16 protein-coding genes and 1 tRNA gene are annotated in these 17,331 nt (G+C 60.0%); 8 read left to right on the forward strand and 9 right to left on the reverse strand.

The window, feature by feature from the left end; all coding sequences use genetic code 11:
- The 3 genes from V6R85_RS16565 to V6R85_RS16575 all read right to left on the reverse strand — a co-directional run bounded on the left by V6R85_RS16565 (position 1) and on the right by V6R85_RS16575 (position 3,512).
- Positions 1 to 1,572, reverse strand: coding sequence for an L-aspartate oxidase (locus V6R85_RS16565; RefSeq protein ID WP_112278390.1), 1,572 nt, complete (start codon positions 1,570 to 1,572; stop codon positions 1 to 3).
- Positions 1,569 to 2,540, reverse strand: coding sequence for a quinolinate synthase NadA (nadA, locus tag V6R85_RS16570; RefSeq protein ID WP_003508608.1), 972 nt, complete (start codon positions 2,538 to 2,540; stop codon positions 1,569 to 1,571). The genes V6R85_RS16565 and nadA overlap by 4 nt, the downstream gene beginning before the upstream one ends.
- Before the next feature lie 69 nt (positions 2,541 to 2,609).
- Positions 2,610 to 3,512, reverse strand: a complete 903-nt coding sequence (locus V6R85_RS16575) for an NUDIX hydrolase (RefSeq protein WP_003508614.1) — start codon at positions 3,510 to 3,512, stop codon at positions 2,610 to 2,612.
- A 207-nt stretch (positions 3,513 to 3,719) separates the two neighbouring features.
- Here V6R85_RS16575 and V6R85_RS16580 point away from each other — a divergent pair, with 207 nt between their 5' ends.
- Positions 3,720 to 4,094 (forward strand): PAS domain-containing protein, encoded by a 375-nt coding sequence (locus tag V6R85_RS16580; RefSeq protein WP_003508649.1) that lies wholly within the window; start codon positions 3,720 to 3,722, stop codon positions 4,092 to 4,094.
- Positions 4,095 to 4,166: 72 nt separating this feature from the next.
- Entirely contained in the window at positions 4,167 to 4,667 is a 501-nt protein-coding gene (locus V6R85_RS16585) for a hypothetical protein (RefSeq protein ID WP_060723426.1), read from the forward strand.
- A gap of 74 nt (positions 4,668 to 4,741) precedes the next feature.
- Here the strand turns inward: V6R85_RS16585 and V6R85_RS16590 are convergent.
- A tRNA-Ala gene (locus V6R85_RS16590) sits at positions 4,742 to 4,817 on the reverse strand.
- Positions 4,818 to 4,969: 152 nt separating this feature from the next.
- Positions 4,970 to 5,356 (reverse strand): TIGR02300 family protein, encoded by a 387-nt coding sequence (locus V6R85_RS16595; RefSeq protein WP_003508651.1) that lies wholly within the window; start codon positions 5,354 to 5,356, stop codon positions 4,970 to 4,972.
- Between the two features lie 199 nt (positions 5,357 to 5,555).
- Between V6R85_RS16595 and cmk the strand changes: the two genes are divergently transcribed.
- Both cmk and rpsA read left to right on the forward strand, forming a co-directional pair.
- A complete protein-coding gene (gene cmk / locus V6R85_RS16600) occupies positions 5,556 to 6,236 on the forward strand; it encodes a (d)CMP kinase (protein WP_003508652.1) in 681 nt (226 codons plus the stop codon).
- A gap of 150 nt (positions 6,237 to 6,386) precedes the next feature.
- On the forward strand, positions 6,387 to 8,087 hold the full coding sequence (gene rpsA / locus V6R85_RS16605; protein WP_020009998.1) for a 30S ribosomal protein S1: 1,701 nt from the start codon (positions 6,387 to 6,389) through the stop codon (positions 8,085 to 8,087).
- A gap of 96 nt (positions 8,088 to 8,183) precedes the next feature.
- On the opposite strand, the gene V6R85_RS16610 is transcribed toward rpsA, so the two are convergent.
- From V6R85_RS16610 to V6R85_RS16625, 4 genes are all read right to left on the reverse strand, one after another.
- The gene (locus V6R85_RS16610) at positions 8,184 to 9,734 is read right to left on the reverse strand and encodes a hypothetical protein (RefSeq protein ID WP_112346904.1); all 1,551 of its coding nucleotides are present in this window, start codon (positions 9,732 to 9,734) and stop codon (positions 8,184 to 8,186) included.
- Positions 9,735 to 9,995: 261 nt separating this feature from the next.
- Positions 9,996 to 10,304 (reverse strand): hypothetical protein, encoded by a 309-nt coding sequence (locus V6R85_RS16615; protein ID WP_003508655.1) that lies wholly within the window; start codon positions 10,302 to 10,304, stop codon positions 9,996 to 9,998.
- Positions 10,305 to 10,352: 48 nt separating this feature from the next.
- Complete coding sequence (locus V6R85_RS16620; protein WP_111792981.1) at positions 10,353 to 11,582, reverse strand: hypothetical protein; 1,230 nt, start codon at positions 11,580 to 11,582, stop codon at positions 10,353 to 10,355.
- Positions 11,583 to 11,665: 83 nt separating this feature from the next.
- The gene (locus tag V6R85_RS16625; RefSeq protein WP_060723422.1) at positions 11,666 to 12,292 is read right to left on the reverse strand and encodes a ribonuclease D; all 627 of its coding nucleotides are present in this window, start codon (positions 12,290 to 12,292) and stop codon (positions 11,666 to 11,668) included.
- 163 nt (positions 12,293 to 12,455) lie between these two features.
- Between V6R85_RS16625 and V6R85_RS16630 the strand changes: the two genes are divergently transcribed.
- The 4 genes from V6R85_RS16630 to V6R85_RS16645 all read left to right on the forward strand — a co-directional run bounded on the left by V6R85_RS16630 (position 12,456) and on the right by V6R85_RS16645 (position 17,277).
- A complete protein-coding gene (locus V6R85_RS16630; protein ID WP_162686891.1) occupies positions 12,456 to 13,070 on the forward strand; it encodes a nucleoside 2-deoxyribosyltransferase in 615 nt (204 codons plus the stop codon).
- Positions 13,067 to 13,816: an SDR family oxidoreductase gene (locus tag V6R85_RS16635; RefSeq protein ID WP_060723420.1), complete on the forward strand. Its 750-nt coding sequence runs from the start codon at positions 13,067 to 13,069 to the stop codon at positions 13,814 to 13,816. The genes V6R85_RS16630 and V6R85_RS16635 overlap by 4 nt, the downstream gene beginning before the upstream one ends.
- 553 nt (positions 13,817 to 14,369) lie before the next feature.
- The gene (locus V6R85_RS16640) at positions 14,370 to 15,557 is read left to right on the forward strand and encodes a M24 family metallopeptidase (RefSeq protein WP_129565389.1); all 1,188 of its coding nucleotides are present in this window, start codon (positions 14,370 to 14,372) and stop codon (positions 15,555 to 15,557) included.
- Between the two features lie 115 nt (positions 15,558 to 15,672).
- On the forward strand, positions 15,673 to 17,277 hold the full coding sequence (locus V6R85_RS16645) for an ABC transporter substrate-binding protein (RefSeq protein ID WP_111820664.1): 1,605 nt from the start codon (positions 15,673 to 15,675) through the stop codon (positions 17,275 to 17,277).
- Positions 17,278 to 17,331: the final 54 nt, after the last annotated feature.

Below are 17,331 nucleotides of genomic sequence, written 5' to 3' on the forward strand. Positions count from 1 at the left end.
TCAGGCGCTCCGCGCAAGGCTGGCCGAAGAATGGCTGGAAGAGGAAAATTCGTGGGCGATGGTAATCACGTCGCTAAGGCTCAGCCTGCGCCTTGTCGCCGCTGCGTCCTTTTCAGGAAAATCGTCGCGGAAATGCGCGCCGCGCGATTCCGTGCGTTGCGCCGCGAAGACGGCGACGGCCAGCGCAACAAGGGCGGGATCGGATGCCGGGCCGTTCCGCTCAGTCAATGGCAGAAGATCACGGATCGCGCCCGTCAGTCCTTCAGCATGTCTCACGATACCGAGATGGCGGGAAACGATGGGCCGGACGGGAGAGAGGTCGACTGCCGGGAAGTCAGGCACGGGGAGGGTTGCGATATCAGCTGGCTGTTTTCCAGCATATGTCGGCCTGCTGGCAATGTCTTCCGCTGCGCGCATGCCCATGGCGGCCGCTTCCAGCAGGGAATTGCTGGCAAGCCTGTTTGCGCCATGCAGCCCCGTGCAGGCGGTTTCGCCGGCAACCCAAAGGCCCGGCAACGAGCTTCGGCCTCTGCCATCGGTGGCGACGCCGCCCATATGGTAATGCACCGCCGGGCGGACCGGCACGAGTTCGCGGGCGGGGTCTATCCCTGCCTCCCGGCAGAGCAGGTCGATCGAGGGGAAACGGGTGGAAAAGCCCGAGCCGAGCGCCTTGCGGGCATCGAGAAAGACCCTGCCGCCGCGCAACATTTCGCGGTCGATGGCGCGGGCGACAATATCGCGCGAGGCGAGTTCCGCACCCGGAACATCAGCCATGAAACGTTCGCCGTTCTCATTAAGTAGAAGTGCGCCTTCGCCCCGCACTGCCTCGCTCACCAGCGCCAGCGGCCGTCGTAGCGAGGAAAGCGCCGTCGGGTGAAACTGGACGAATTCCATATCGGCGAGGATGGCGCCGGCGCGGGCGGCGAGCATGATGCCCTGTCCGAAATTGCCGGATGGATTGGTCGTCGCCTCATAAAGCCCGCCGAGGCCGCCGGTGGCGAGAACGACCTGTGTGGCCGGCAACGTAAAGCAGCCTTTGGGGCCGATGCAGGCGAGACCGGCGATGGCGCCGTTTTCCGTCAGCAGGCGACGAACTTCCGTGCCTTCCAGAACGGTGATGGAGGGTGTGCGAAGAACGCTGGCGGCGAGAGCCGTGACGATGGCCGCGCCCGAACCGTCACCTTCGGCATGCAGGATGCGCCTTCTGCCATGGGCGGCCTCCAGCCCGAAGACGAGCCTGCCCGCGGCATCACGGTCAAAGCGCACCCCCGCCTGCTCCAGCGCCTCGATGACGGCGGGGGCGGCGGAAACGATCTCTGCGGCCATTTCAGCATCGCAGAGGCCGTCACCCGCGGCGAGCGTATCGGCAAGGTGGAGGGCTGCACTATCGTCGGGGCCGAGGCTTGCCGCAATACCGCCCTGCGCCCAGGCGCTGGACGTCTCGCCGCCGAGAACGCCGCGTGTGATAAGCAGCACAGGCTGCGGCGCAAGCGTCAGCGCCGCCATCAGGCCGGCAATGCCGCTGCCGACAATGACCGTCCAGCCCGCATGCGACGGGAGGCGTTCGTTCATACTTCCAGCATCCTTTCCACGGCGCGGCGGGCGGCGACGGCGATAGCCGGATCGACCGTCACTTCGTGGCGGTTTTCCTCAAGGGCCGTGCGGATGTTGCCAAGCGTGATGCGCTTCATATGCGGGCAGAGATTGCAGGGACGGATGAATTCGACATCCGGGTGATGTACGGCGACATTGTCGCTCATCGAGCATTCCGTCAGAAGCACCACGCGGGCGGGGCGTTCGCGGCCGACATAGTCGGACATGACGGCGGTGGAACCGGAAAAATCCGCGGCCTCCACGACATCGGGCGGACATTCCGGATGCGCCAGCACGGTGACGCCGGGATGGCTTTCCCTGAGTTCTCTGATGTCATCGGCGGTGAACAGTTCATGCACCTCGCAATGGCCGCGCCAGGCGATCAGTTCGACATTGGTTTCCTTCGCCACGTTCTTTGCCAGATATTCATCCGGCAGCATCAGCACGCGCGGCACGCCGAGCGATTCCACCACCTGGCGGGCATTGCCTGACGTGCAGCAGATGTCGGAGGCCGCCTTCACCGCAGCGGACGTGTTCACATAGGTGACAACCGGAACGCCGGGATAGGCCTTGCGCAGAAGGGCAATGTCCTCGGGCGTGATGGAATCCGCCAGCGAGCAGCCTGCGCCCATATCCGGAATGAGCACGGTTTTTTGCGGATTGAGCAGCTTTGCCGTCTCGGCCATGAAATGCACGCCGGCGAGAACGATCACATCCGCTTCCACTTCCATCGCCTTGCGGGCAAGGGCAAGGCTGTCGCCGACGATATCGGCGACGCCGTGGAAGATTTCCGGTGTCTGGTAATTATGGGCGAGGATGACCGCGTTTCGCTTGCGCTTCAACTCGAGGATCGCATCCACATCGTCCTGAAAGCCCATCCATTCGGCCTTGGGAATCACCCGGGCGACGCGATCATAGAGGCTTGCGGCGGATATCTGTTCGTTCACGGCACTCTCCCATTTATACTCTGTTTGAGTATATCTAGGACAAAGAGATATTCTCATTGTGAGTATATGTCAATTGCGGGAGAGGGGCAGTTTTGTACCTGAGAGGGCGCGTTCATCGAGAACGGTCTGGCGGAAGCGGAAAAGCTTTGCCGGGCGGCCGCCGGTTTCGGTCGCCATGTCGCCGGTTTCTTCCACCAGCTGCTGCTGTTCAATCAGCCGGCGGAAATTCTGCTTGTGCAGCGTCAGCCCGGCCAGCGCCTCGATAGCGCGCTGCAGCTGCAGGAGCGTGAAGGCATCGGGCATCAATTCGAACACCACCGGCCGGTATTTGATCTTGGCCCTCAATCGCGCAATGCCGGTGGCGAGAATGCGGCGGTGATCGGCAAACATGGGCCTGCCGAAATTGATCCGCGGATCGCCCTGCGCTTCCTCAACCAGCCCGGCTTCATACAGCAGCTCATAGCGCTGCAGGGTCAGTTCCTCGTTCCAGCCGCCGCCATCTAGGCCGAAGGTGAAGTCCGCCCGCAAATGGCGCTGGCTTTTGCAGGCGGGATCGGAATCCGCCCAAGCACGCAGCCTGTCGATGATGCTGTCCAAAACCTCAGGGCGTCCCTGGCGATGATCTTCCCAGGGGAAATATTCGTACCAGCCGTGCCAAAGGGCGCGTTTGCCGCCTGAGGCTTCCTGCTCGCGAACCAGCCCAAGATAACCGATGGAGATGGTTCTGCCGCCCAAAATGTCGTTGTTGCGGTCGCGATCGGCGAAGGTGTAGAGCTGTTCGAGATAACCGACGGGGTGGTGGGTCTGTTCGTGGATCCATTCCCGCAACCCGCTCTGGAGCGTTCTGTGCCCGAATTCGAACGGCCCCGACGGAAGTGCTGCGCCTTCCCGAACGGTCATGACCCGCGGCTCATCCGTGGTGATGGCGGTGACGACGGCGATGAGTTCGGCATGGGCAAGCCCGATGGTCACGGCGGCTCCTCTGGTCGTTGGCTCTAGGGTCAACCTTCTTTGGCACAGGAAGGTTGGTTCGCCAACATGGCGGCCGAAATGGGCTGTCGATAATCCGCCGCCCACAAAACCGCGTCTCATCAGACAAAAGGATGAATTCTTGTGGTTAGCCGTCTATCGTCTGGTATGTTACAGACCCGCACAAGCATTTCAGACGGTAGAAGGCCGATGTTGGAGAACATATCGCTCGAAGAGACACTTGTGGGTTATTATACCTGGAACATCGGGCAGAACCTGATCTATCTCGATGCCGTGGCGGCCCGCCTGCGCGAATTCTCGCCGGAAAAAGCCGCCTGCGGCATTCCGGTCGAAGATTTCATCGCGCAGATCGAAAGCGGCTCGCGCGCACGCGTCGCCAAGGCGGTTTATAATTCGCTGACAAATGGCGTGTTCTATGATCAGGAATATCGCATTCAGCTCAAATCCGGCGGTTTCCGCTGGTTGCGGACAACCGGACGGGTGATCCTGGATAGCGACCAGCTCCCGATCATGGCCATGGGCACCGTGCGGGATGTCAGTGCGTGCAAGGTTTTATTGATGTGATATGCGGCCGGTCACTTTCGTAAAGACGGCCGATTTATTTTATGTCGTTCATTGTTTTGATGTTGCGGTGACATGGTCAGGCAGATCGCAATTTTGCTGTTTCAGATCGTCCTTGCCATAGGCCTCGGCATAGCCGGCATCCGCATCGCCTCGCTCGTCAATGGCGAGGCGACCTCCGCACCGGCGAGCCTTGCCGCCAATACGGAACTGCTGTGGACCACCTCGCCGGTGCGGGTCGATCCCCGTAGCCAAAATTACGAGCGCATTCCGACGCCGCCAGATCTCTATCCGATAAAAATGCATGCGGACCAGCGCCTGCGTGTGATTTCCAGCAACCGCTTTACCTTCAAGGGCCAGGAATTCCGCCTCGCCGGCGTGGAGGAGGTCGAACGCAACCGCGTCTGCACCGGCCCCGACGGCCGCCGTTACGCCTGCGGCCTCAACGCCTTCAAGGCGCTGGAGAACCGGCTGCGCGGCAGATATCTCGAATGTCGGGTGGTGGAGGAGGTGAGTGCGCCGGGTTCCCTGGAGTGCCGTATCAACGGGCAGGATGTGCGGGCGCTGCTGCAATAGGCGATGACGTCAAATGGCCTAAAAGATGAATAGGACCGGTTGGCCGAAAGCAGAATTTATTGTCTGAGAAGATTTGGTGGAGCTAAGCGGGATCGAACCGCTGACCTCTTGCATGCCATGCAAGCGCTCTCCCAGCTGAGCTATAGCCCCATAAGGGTTCCGGCATTTCTTCCGGTTCCGGGAACCGAAGCGGTTGTTGTTCCGTTCGGTGGCGGCTTACTACTGCGGCTTTCCGACGAGTGCAAGCATAAAAAACGGCCCGGCGTCATTTTTTTGTCGTCGGGCCGAATTATCGAGTAAAATCAAGCTTCTTCGTCGTCGCCCGATACGCCGATGATGCCGGACATGTCGTCGTCGTCATCTTCGTCGTCGGTTTCGAGGAAGGTGTCGTCATCGTCGTCGATTTCGACGTCATCGTCGTCACCCAGATCAGGGATTTCGTCGCCGCTGTTGTCGCCATCGGCATCTTCCAGCGAGACGAGTTCGACTTCCGTGTTTTCGGTATCGACTTCCGCCACTTCCTCTTCTTCAGCCTGCTCCATCTTGGCCTGGGCGGTGCTTTCCTCGAAGAAGGACAGCGGCCAGGACTTGCCGGTGTAGGGAGAAACGACCGGGTCGCGGTTCAGATCGTAGAACTTCTTGCCGGTATCGGGGTCTGTGCGCTTGGTACCAAGTTCCGCTTTTGCCACTGTCTAAGCCTCAAATTGTCGGATGAGTTTCGGTGTGTACGCCGTAAAACCGGCATAGACGGTAAAATTTATAGCCGGTCCCCTTAATCGTTGCGCTCTTTCGTGTCAAAGACAAACTTCGGGTGCCGCCTGCCTCGGCGCAACCCCTATGCGGGGATGCTGATATAAATAGGGAGGCATGACACACTCTATTATATCAATGACGGATGCACAGGCGGAAAGCTTCATGACCTTCACGATCGCCATAGACGGGCCGGCCGCGGCGGGCAAAGGAACCCTATCACGCAGGATCGCCGAGACCTATGGTTTCCACCATCTCGATACCGGGCTGACCTACAGGGCAACCGCCAAGGCGCTTCTGGATGCCGGCCTGCCGCTCGATGACGAGGCCGTGGCCGAGAAGATGGCGCTGGAGGTCGATCTTGCGGGGCTCGATCGCGCCGTTCTTTCCCGGCACGATATTGGTGAGGCGGCGTCCAAAATAGCGGTGATGACGCCGGTGAGACGCGCGCTCGTCAAGGCGCAGCAGCGTTTTGCCTTGAAGGAGCCGGGCACGGTGCTTGACGGACGCGACATCGGCACGGTGGTGTGCCCGCAGGCGCCGGTGAAACTTTACGTCACGGCCTCTGCCGACGTGCGGGCGCGACGCCGTTACGACGAAATTCTGGCCAATGGCGGCAGCGGCGATTATGATGCCATCTTCACTGAGGTGAAAAAACGCGACGAGCGCGACATGGGCCGCGCTGACAGCCCGTTGAAGCCGGCTGAAGACGCGCACTTGCTAGATACGTCGGAAATGAGTATAGAGGCGGCGTTTCAGGCCGCGCGGACGATCATCGACGCCGCCCTGGAGAAACAGGTTTCTCGCGGAACCGCTTGAATTCGGTCCGCGTTTAGTCCGGAATTGCCCGAAGTCATGTCCTTGCGCCGGAAAGCCTTTTGAAAAGGCGGGCATGGGGTCGGGTATCAACAACACTAGCCCACCGGCGCTTTTGTATTCGTCATAGCGCGGATGCAATCAGGAGATTTCATGTCAGTATCTACCCCCACGCGCGAAGATTTCGCAGCGCTTCTCGAAGAATCCTTTGCCTCTAACGATCTTGCCGAAGGCTATGTTGCCAAGGGTATCGTAACGGCAATCGAGAAGGACGTTGCCATCGTCGACGTCGGCCTCAAGGTTGAAGGCCGCGTACCGTTGAAGGAATTCGGCGCGAAGTCCAAGGACGGCACGCTGAAGGTCGGCGACGAAGTCGAAGTTTACGTCGAGCGCATCGAAAACGCTCTCGGCGAAGCCGTTCTGTCGCGCGAGAAGGCTCGCCGCGAAGAAAGCTGGGTCAAGCTCGAAGCCAAGTTCGAAGCTGGCGAACGCGTCGAAGGCGTTATCTTCAACCAGGTCAAGGGTGGTTTCACCGTCGATCTGGACGGCGCTGTTGCCTTCCTTCCGCGTTCGCAGGTCGACATCCGTCCGATCCGCGACGTTACCCCGCTGATGCACAACCCGCAGCCCTTCGAAATCCTCAAGATGGACAAGCGTCGCGGCAACATCGTTGTTTCGCGCCGCACGGTTCTCGAAGAGTCCCGCGCCGAGCAGCGTTCTGAAATCGTTCAGAACCTCGAAGAAGGCCAGGTTGTTGACGGCGTCGTCAAGAACATCACCGATTACGGTGCGTTCGTTGACCTCGGCGGCATCGACGGCCTGCTGCACGTTACCGACATGGCATGGCGCCGCGTCAACCATCCTTCGGAAATCCTCAACATTGGCCAGCAGGTCAAGGTTCAGATCATCCGCATCAACCAGGAAACCCACCGTATCTCGCTCGGCATGAAGCAGCTCGAGTCCGATCCGTGGGATGGCATCTCCGCCAAGTACCCGGTTGGCAAGAAGATCTCCGGTACGGTCACGAACATCACCGACTACGGTGCATTCGTTGAGCTGGAGCCGGGCATCGAAGGCCTGATCCACATTTCCGAAATGTCCTGGACCAAGAAGAACGTACATCCCGGCAAGATCCTGTCCACGAGCCAGGAAGTCGACGTTGTCGTTCTCGAAGTCGATCCGTCCAAGCGCCGTATCTCGCTCGGCCTCAAGCAGACGCTGGAAAACCCGTGGCAGGCATTTGCCTACAGCCATCCGGCCGGCACTGAAGTTGAAGGCGAAGTCAAGAACAAGACCGAATTCGGCCTGTTCATTGGCCTCGAAGGCGATGTTGACGGCATGGTTCACCTGTCGGATCTCGACTGGAACCGTCCGGGCGAACAGGTCATCGAAGAGTTCAACAAGGGTGACGTGGTCAAGGCCGTCGTTCTCGATGTTGACGTCGAGAAGGAACGCATCTCGCTCGGCATCAAGCAGCTCGGCAAGGATGCTGTCGGCGAAGCCGCTTCTTCCGGCGACCTGCGCAAGAACGCAGTCGTTTCCGCTGAAGTCATCGGCGTCAACGATGGCGGCATCGAAGTGAAGCTCGTCAACCACGAAGACCTCACCTCGTTCATCCGTCGCGCTGACCTTTCCCGTGACCGTGACGAGCAGCGCCCTGAGCGCTTCTCCGTTGGCCAGGTTGTCGACGCCCGCGTCGTCAACTTCTCGAAGAAGGACCGCAAGGTCATGCTTTCGATCAAGGCTCTGGAAATCGCTGAAGAGAAGGAAGCCGTCGCACAGTTCGGTTCTTCCGACTCGGGCGCTTCGCTCGGCGACATCCTCGGCGCGGCTCTGAAGAACCGCGGCGAATAATCGCCAAGATCTTTGAAATGAAGAACCCGCCGGAATTTTCCGGCGGGTTTTTTATTGCTTTCAGGTTGCGCCGGCGGGCGGGCACCGGCGCTCTTCTCAGAGCATGCCGCTCATCTTGAGATAATAATTTTCCGCGCTGTCGTCGGAAGCCGCCGCAGGCGTGCTTTCCCGCTCGTCTGTCGTGTCATTGGCAGCAATGCGTTCTTCCGTATCGTCCTGACCATCGGAGTTTTCAGCGCCGGCCTCGGCCTCACCTTCCGCCTCATCCTCGGAAAAGGGGCCGCCTCCCCGCGGCGGGGTTTCCGATTCATAGTCCTCGTCCGCCGGCGGATAGGCGACGAGCGGCAGCGGCGTGCCGTCTTTTACCAGGGCGGCGGCGATCAATGATTGCGAGGCCGATTGCTCCAGCATCGCCATTCTCGCTTCCGGGTCCAGCATGGCCCGCGGCTGCAGCTGGGTTTCGGGACGATGGGTCGCCGTTTCCGTTTCTTCGCCGGAGGGGCGGGCGGCGGCCGTTGCGAGGGCGGGTTTTTCCACGGCCTGATCGTCGAAGGGCTGCTGCGCGCCACTTTGCGGCGCGGGCAGAGACTGCTGTGTGCCGGCTGCCTTGGCAGGAAGTTTGCCAGCCGTGGCGGCAAGCAGCAGGGTATTCATGGTCTCGGCGTCGTCCGCGAGCGGACCGGACGGTGGGTTAAAGCCCGTGCGGGGCTCTTTCTGCTCCGCCTTCGTTATCTCTCGATGCGGCAGGGCAGGGCGCGTTTCACCGGTTTCGGCGCGAGGCGGGTTTGCCAGGCGGATTTCGCCCGACACCTCCTTTGTCACGTTGCCGGTCTGAGGCGGAAGCGGACGTGCCGTGTTTTCGGCTCTTCCATCCGGCTTTGCGGCATTGCTTGGCGTATCATGTGTGTCGGCAGGCGGGGCGGAAAGCGTGGGCCGAGGGTCCAGCTGCGCGGTTAGCGCCGCCACCGTGGCTTTCACCGCTGCGCCACTGAGGGCGAGCGGGCCGATGAGCAGAGGCAGAAGCCGGCTGGCGGTCGCGGAATTTGCCGCCTGTGCGGTCACGGCCGGAGAGGGGCGACCTTCGGCATTCTGGCCCGGCGCGTTCTGCTGTTTCGGCGGTGCCGATTGCGCAGGGGTGGGATTGGAGGAATTGTTCTGCTGATAGGAGGAGACCACCGCCTTTGCCGCCAGATCCGCTCCCTTGTAACGGGAAAGCTCGATCAGCAGCGCGAGGCGGGCAGCATCCGGCCCGGTCGGCTGTTTCAGGATTTCGGCGAGCATTGAAAGCGTCAGGCCCTGCAGGGCTTTGCCGACCTGTTGTTCAAGCGCCAGACGTTGTGGCGCCGGCAGGGTGCGGAGCGCCTCTGTCAGTCGCGTCACATAGGTCTGGATCGCTTCGCCATCCCGCCGCGGCAGGTTCATCAGCTTGCCGAGCGCTTCCGCCAGAACGGCGGTGCTGCGGGAGAGCTGAAATTCGCTGGTGAGGGAGGCGATTGCCGCCCGGGCAAAAAGACTGCCGCTATTTTCAGGGACGGGATTGCTCGGTTGCGGCGGTGTGGTCTCTTTCACCTGCCCGCGCGGCATCAGCGGGACCGTGGTTCCATAGGCGGCATCGGTTGCCGCAATTTTCGGTACAGGCGGTAACATGCTGCGCTCCGTTTCTATCGGTGACCGCCGCTGGCTGCGAAAGGGCCAATCCCCATTGGCTCTCTGATCCGCATCTGGCTTAAATGTTGAAAAATCGCCGCGCCGGTGATGGACAGGTGTCATCTCGCCCGCTCATGCGGGAGCGCCGTATACGCCTCTGGCCGCAAATGTCGGTTGCAGCGCATACAGAATCATCTGGTTCAATCTTGGCTTGCAGATATTAAGATTTGGCTAACCAAAGAATTGCCTGTGCGGGCGCAATCAGGGTGAGACGCCGATGAACATGCGGTAAAGGCCGTTATCGTCGGAATTGACAGAGGAAATATGATCGGGGTCGCTGGTTGCGGCCTCAAAAGCCTCCGGTGGCATCGCATCCAGCCAGCTTGCCTTGGGAAGGCTTCGCTCTGGCTGCATTTCAATGGGGGCGATGGGATTGTCCTCTTCGCCGGCTGCGGTGAAGGCCCCGTCATCGGGAACAAGCGGCGGGGCGGCCATGGACAGCAGGGCCTGCGCCGCATTGGGCTCATTGTCGTAAACGACGCTGCCGGATAGGCCGGAAATATCGGTCATGTCTGAACTCACATCATGTTTCGCTCAAGTGACTTTCGGAAGCGGCAATCATGCCGCCTTTTTCTTCAGCAGTTCATAAAGGCCATTGTCGTCGATCGAGACCGGCAGAATGGCATTGCGGGTCTCTTCGACAAGTGTCTGCGCATCGAGCAGTTTTTCGGCGTCGTCTTCCGCATCGGCCGGATTGGTGGCTGCGTCTGTCTCGGCAGGTTCATCTTCGTTCTTCGCCGGCTCGGCTTCATCCGCAGGCGCAGCCGCAAGCACGGAGATCAGGGCGGTTTCCGATGATATGTCGGCCGACGCCTGCGGATCGGCGTCTACCGTCTTTTCCTCGCCGGAAGCATCGATATGCTCCTTCACGACGTCCTGGAGTTCCTGCACGTCTTCAAGCTTGCCCTGCGCATCGAGGGCCTGGATATCCTCTTCCCGCTCCGCCTTCACTTCCGCATCGTTGATTTCGCCAATGCGCTCTTTACCGCGTTCGGCCTGCAACTCTTCTTTGGTTTTGGGATCGGCGACATCTTCGAGACGCTGAATGACTTTCAGGGTCTCCCGCGTCATGAAGCGTGTGCCCTGCGCCTGCGTGTCCAGCGCACCTTTCACGGCGCGCGCCTCGTCGCCATAGGGGTTGGCGATGGCGGCGATCATCTGTCTGGCGGAGATGCCGAGTTGCTTGAGGCCGGTGGTTTCTTCCAGTTCACTGACATTTTTCGGCAAAGTCGCGCGCATCGCCATGATGGCTTTCGACATCTCATCGCCGAAATTATCTTCGTTGCCCGTCAGGCCGGCGCCCTTGGCGATGCGGGCGGCGAGGGCGGCCATGGGATCGGTCTTGGTGGTGGCGCCATTATTCAGCACCTCGACGACCTGTCCCTCCGAAACACCGAAAGAGGTCAGGGAAATTTTCGTGGCTTTTCCCTGCGCATCGGTTTTTTCGAAACTGTCCGTCAGCGTCAGGGCATCCTGAAGTCTTTTGGCGAAGGAAAAGCTCGACTCGTCGGCTTCCTGTGTGATGCCGAGGGCGGAGGAAAAGCGGGAAACAAGTGAGGCGAAAGCATCGGCGTCCGGTTTCATGATGCCGAAGAGATAGGCGCTTATCTTTTCATTGGCGGCGCGATGGCTTTCGTCCGGCTGCGGGTTGGTCTTGACCGCATCGTCCTTTTGGGTGCCGTTCGCCTTTTCCTGCTCTTCGCGCTGGCGGTCCTCGATGGCTTCCACCATCGAGCGCATGAGTTCGCTGACTGCAATGCCCGCCGTCTGCTGTAGCGGAGTGATCATCTTCAAAGTTCCCGGCCGCCCAAAGTTGCGGCCGAGAATAGGCAGTTCTGGTAAATCAGTGCTTAAACGAAGCGGCTGAAGGCTCAGCTATGGGCGAAAATATCCGTTTCTTCCCAGCCGAGGAGATCGAGTTTCGCGCGGGTCGGCAGAAAGGCGAAACAGGCGTCGGCATGGTCGAGGCGGCCGTCGCGGATGAGGCGGGCTGTCAGCTTGTCACGCAGTGCGTGCAGATAGAGCACGTCGGAGGCGGCATATTCGAGCTGGGCGGGCGACAGGGGCTGGGCCGCCCAGTCGGAGGATTGCTGCGCCTTGGAGATGTCGACTTCCAGCATTTCCTTCAGATTGTCCTTAAGGCCATGCCGGTCCGTGTAGGTACGGGTCAGCCGCGAGGCGATCTTGGTGCAGAAGACCGGTGTGGTCGTCACGCCGAAGGTATGGAACAGAACGGCGATATCGAAACGGCCGTAGTGAAAAATCTTCTGGTGGGCGGGATCGGCCAGCATGCGGACGAGGTTCGGGGCCTGCGTCTGGCCGGCGGCGATGCGGATGACGTCAGCCGTGCCATCGCCCGGCGAAAGCTGGACGACGCAGAGACGGTCGCGGCGCGGCACCAGCCCCAGCGTTTCCGTGTCGATGGCGATAGCACCGGTGTAGCGGGCTGCATCTTCGGCGGAAATATCGCCTTCGTGATAGCGGATGGTGGCTGCCATGTCTTGCTCCGGAAATTTCCTGTTTATGGCACCGGCTATAACGGAAAGAGCGTCTGGACGATACCGTTTTATGGGTCGTTTCCGTCCTCCTTCGGCTTGCCTTTGCGAAACAGCCCGGGTTAGGTTCGGAACATCCTTTCCTGACAGATCGCATGAATTCCCGATGACAAAGAAAATCTATCTCGCCGGCCCGGAAGTCTTCCTCCCGAATGCGCGTGAAATGCTCGACCTCAAGGCCTCGCTGGCGCGGGAAGCCGGTTTCATACCGCTTTCGCCGGGTGATCTGCAGATTCCGCCGGCGGACACCAGGATCGGCCACGGTTGCAACATCAATGCCGTCGATGAGCAGATGATGCTGGAAGCGGACGCGATCATTGCTAATCTCACGCCGTTCCGCGGCATCGCCGCCGATACGGGAACGAGCTACGAGCTGGGCTTCATGTGCGCGCTGGGCAAGCCGGTTTTCGCCTATACCAATGTCGCGGCCAATCATTTCACCCGTATCAAGGCGCATTATGGCGGCGTTGCTACCCTGGATGAAACGGGCCGCTATCGCGGACCGGACGGGCTGTCGATTGAGAATTTCGACATGGTCGACAATCTGATGCTGCATGGCGGGATTTTGCGGCGCGGCGGTATCATCATCGTCGGCGATGCACCGGAAGACGCTCTGTATACGGATCTGGACGCCTATAGACGCTGCCTCACGGCGGCGGCTGAAAAATTATTGACACCGATTGACCCCGAACGAACTGATATAGTGGAGGCATCATCATGAGCGGAACCATCCTCATCACCGGCGCGACATCCGGTTTCGGACAGGCCACGGCGCAGCGCTTCGTCAAGGAAGGCTGGAAGGTCATCGGCACGGGCCGGCGGGCGGAACGGCTGGAGGCGCTTTCGGCTGAACTCGGTTCCGCCTTTCATGGCGTCGCCTTCGATATCACCGACGAGGAGGCGACAAAAAAGGCGCTGGCCGGCTTGCCTGATGGATTCAGGGATATCGACATTCTCGTCAACAATGCCGGCCTTGCACTCGGCACGGCGCCCGCGCCGCAGGTGCCGTTGAAAGACTGGCAGACCATGGTGGACACCAACATCACTGGTCTCCTGAACGTCACCCACCATCTGCTGCCGACGCTGATCGAGCGCAAGGGTATTGTTATCAACCTTTCGTCTGTTGCTGCGCACTACCCCTATCTGGGCGGCAATGTGTATGGCGGTACCAAAGCGTTCCTGCGGCAATTCTCGCTCGGCCTGCGTTCCGACCTGCATGGCAAGGGCGTCAGGGTAACCTCGATCGAACCGGGCATGTGCGAAACGGAATTCACGCTGGTGCGCACCGGCGGCAATCAGGAAGCCTCGGATAATCTCTACAAGGGCGTCAATCCGATCACGGCGGACGATATTGCCAACACTATCCACTGGGTCGCCTCGCAGCCCAAGCATATCAACATCAACAGCCTCGAACTCATGCCGGTCAACCAGTCCTTTGCCGGTTTCCAGGTCTATCGGGAAAGCTGATTTCTCACGGTTTGGGGGAGTGCTGAAAAACCGGGCAGGAATTCTGGAGCTATGCAGAAATGCAATGCTGCATTGCGAGACTTGCTCTGTTAAAAATCACAGATACCGCTATAATCAAATCATCGAAGCGACGCACTCCTCCTCCCAGTGTCGCTCGATGTGGATCGGTGGTACTCCTCCTCCCAATCACCGATCAAGTTTGAAGCCTGCCGCACCTCCTCCCGCGGCAGGCTTTTTCCTTTTCTGGGCGTCTTTTCCTTTACTGCCTCTCGCCGTCGTCCTTTGGCGTGCCCGCTCCGTGTTGAAGGCTGGCCGCAAACTCCCCTTGGATTTCCGGGGGGATTTTGATTTTTTGCGTCAAGGCAATGAGGGCTTAAATCGGGCGTGTGTTGATCACATTTTCGTTATGTCTAGATGAATTTGCACAGTTTTGTGGTGGCGCGCCCCGCCGGGCCATTGCCTAGCCCCCGCCCTGTGTTTAAGCATGAGCAAAAGAACGCTTGGGAGGTTGCCGGCACGCTTGTGTCTGCGGCCCGAAAGCGGCGGGGAGAGAATGGCAGACTTTCAAGAGGCGCTGAAGCGGTTTCAGCCGATCGCGGTTTCATCGATCGCTGAAGACGAGTTCAGATTGCGGCTACGTGGCCTGCAAGCGCGGATGATCCAGCAAAATGTGAAGGCGGTCTGGCTCGATGCATCATCGTCGCTGACCTATTATACCGGTCTGTCGCTTGGCCTTTCCGAGCGCATTCATGGCGCTCTCGTTCCTGCCGAGGGTGCGCCGGTCTATGTCAGCCCGACCTTCGAGGAGCCTAAGCTTCAGACGCTCATCCGCATTCCGGGTGAGGTCGCCGTCTGGGAAGAGGATGAAAGTCCCTTCGACCTGATGGCAGGACGCATTGGCGCACTTTCCTGTCCCGGTCATTTTGTCGCCATCGATCCCGCAACACCCTTTGTTTTCGCATCGGCCCTGATGCAGCGTCTCGAAGGACGGATCATTTCCGCCCAGCTGATGATCGTTGCCCAGCGGCAGGTCAAATCCGCGGCCGAAATCGCTCTCATCCAGACCGCGATGGACGCCAGCTACGGTGTGCAGAAAGCCGTGTTCGAAGGCCTGCGTCCCGGCATTTCCACCACCGAAGTGGCCGATTTCGTCAACGCCGCCCATATTGCGCTGGGCCTGAAGCCGCTTTTCGTGGCGGTGCAGTTCGGCGAGGCGACGGCCTATCCGCATGGCGTGCCCTATGCGCAGACGCTGAACGAAGGTGACATGGTGCTGGTCGATCTCGGCGGCATTCTTCATGGCTATCGTTCCGATATCACCCGCACCTATGTTTTCGGTGAGCCGACCGAGCGTCAGCGCTTTCTCTGGAACGCCGAACGCGACGCGCAGGCTGCGGCTTTTGCGGCTGCGAGCCTCGGCGCTGCCTGCCAGGATGTCGACAAGGCCGCGCGCGAAAGCCTCAAGGCGGCTGGTTTTGGCCCGGACTATCAGGTTCCCGGCCTGCCGCACCGCACCGGTCACGGGCTTGGGCTGGATATTCACGAAGAACCCTATATCGTTGCAGGAAATGCCACGGCGCTTGAGCCGGGCATGTGTTTTTCCATCGAGCCGATGCTGTGCGTTTATGGCGAATGCGGCGTCCGTCTCGAGGATATTGCTTATATGACGGAGGCGGGGCCGCGCTGGTTCTGTCCACCGGAGACGAACCTCGACCGGCTGTTTCAGCCGGTCGCCGGGTAATTGGTCGGGAGGCAAAAGACCGAACGGCGACACGGGTCTCCGCGTCGCCGCTGACCAGAAGAGGTAGGCCCCCAGGGGCCGCAGGAACTCAGAAAAAGAGGGAAAGGACCACCAGATGAAAACGCTGACCCGCAGTTTGCTTATCGCCTCTGCGCTTGCGATGGCTTCCGCCATGCCAGCCATGGCGAAGACCTTCGTTTATTGCTCCGAGGCATCGCCGGAAGGCTTCGATCCGTCGCCCTACACCGCAGGTGGCACCTTCGACGCTTCCGCGCATCCGGTCTACAACCGTCTGACCGAGTTCAAGAAGGGCACGACCGAAGTTGAGCCCGGTCTCGCTGAAAAATGGGATGTTTCGAGCGATGGCCTCGAATACACGTTCCACCTGCGCAAGGGTGTGAAGTGGCACTCCAACGAGAAGTTCACGCCGAGCCGCGATTTCAACGCCGACGACGTGATCTTCAGCTACAACCGCCAGGGCGACGCGAAGAACCCGTGGAACCAGTATATCGCAGGCATCACCTACGAATATTACAACTCCATGGAAATGCCGTCGCTGATCAAGGAAATCGTCAAGGTTGACGATTACACCGTCAAGTTCGTGCTGACCCGTCCGGAAGCGCCTTTCCTCGCCAATATCGCGATGCCTTTCGCTTCGATCGTGTCGAAGGAATATGCCGATACGCTTGATAAGGCCGGCACCAAGGAAGACTTCAACAACCTGCCGATCGGCACCGGTCCGTTCAAGTTCGTCGCCTATCAGAAGGACGCGGTCATCCGCTACCAGAAGAACGCCGACTACTGGGGCGAAGCTCCGAAGATCGACGATCTGATCTTCGCGATCACGCCTGACGCCGCCGTTCGCCTGCAGAAGCTGAAGGCCGGCGAATGCCACCTGATGCCTTATCCGGCTCCGGCTGATCTGGCCACCATCCGCGCCGACAAGAACCTCAAGCTCGACGAGCAGCCCGGTCTGAACGTCGCCTATTTCGCCTACAACACGACCGTTGCGCCTTTCGACAAGCCGGAAGTCCGCAAGGCGCTGAACATGGCGATGAACAAGCAGGCGATCATCGACGCCGTGTTCCAGGGCGCCGGCACGGTTGCCAAGAACCCGATCCCGCCGACAATGTGGTCCTACAACGACAGCATCAAGGACGATCCGTACGATCCGGAAGCAGCCAAGAAGGCTCTCGAAGCCGCTGGCGTCAAGGATCTGACGATGAAGATCTGGGCGATGCCGGTTCAGCGTCCCTACATGCCGAACGCCCGCCGCACCGCCGAGCTGATCCAGTCGGATTTCGCGAAGGTCGGCGTCAAGGCCGAGATCGTCTCCTTCGAATGGGGTGAATACCTCAAGAAGTCGACTGAAGTGAACCGCGACGGTGCCGTCATCCTCGGCTGGACCGGCGACAATGGTGACCCTGACAACTTCATGGGCGTTCTGCTTTCCTGCGCTGCAACCGGTGAAGGCGGTGCAAACCGTGCCCAGTGGTGCAACAAGGAGTTCTCCGAACTGCTTTCCAAGGCAAAGCAGACCACTGACGTTGCCGAGCGCACAAAGCTTTATGAGCAGGCGCAGGTGATCTTCAAGGAACAGGCTCCGTGGGCGACGCTTGCGCACTCCACGCAGTTCGTTCCGATGTCCGCCAAGGTTTCCGGCTTCACCATGAGCCCGCTTGGTGACTTCACCTTCGAAAACGTCGACGTCGCGGAATAATCCCAAACAACGGACGCGCGGAAGGACCCTGTTCTTCCGCGCGTCTTTTCAGGA

Source organism: Agrobacterium sp. CCNWLW32, assembly GCF_037083425.1.
GTDB classification, from domain to species: Bacteria; Pseudomonadota; Alphaproteobacteria; order Rhizobiales; family Rhizobiaceae; genus Agrobacterium; species Agrobacterium radiobacter.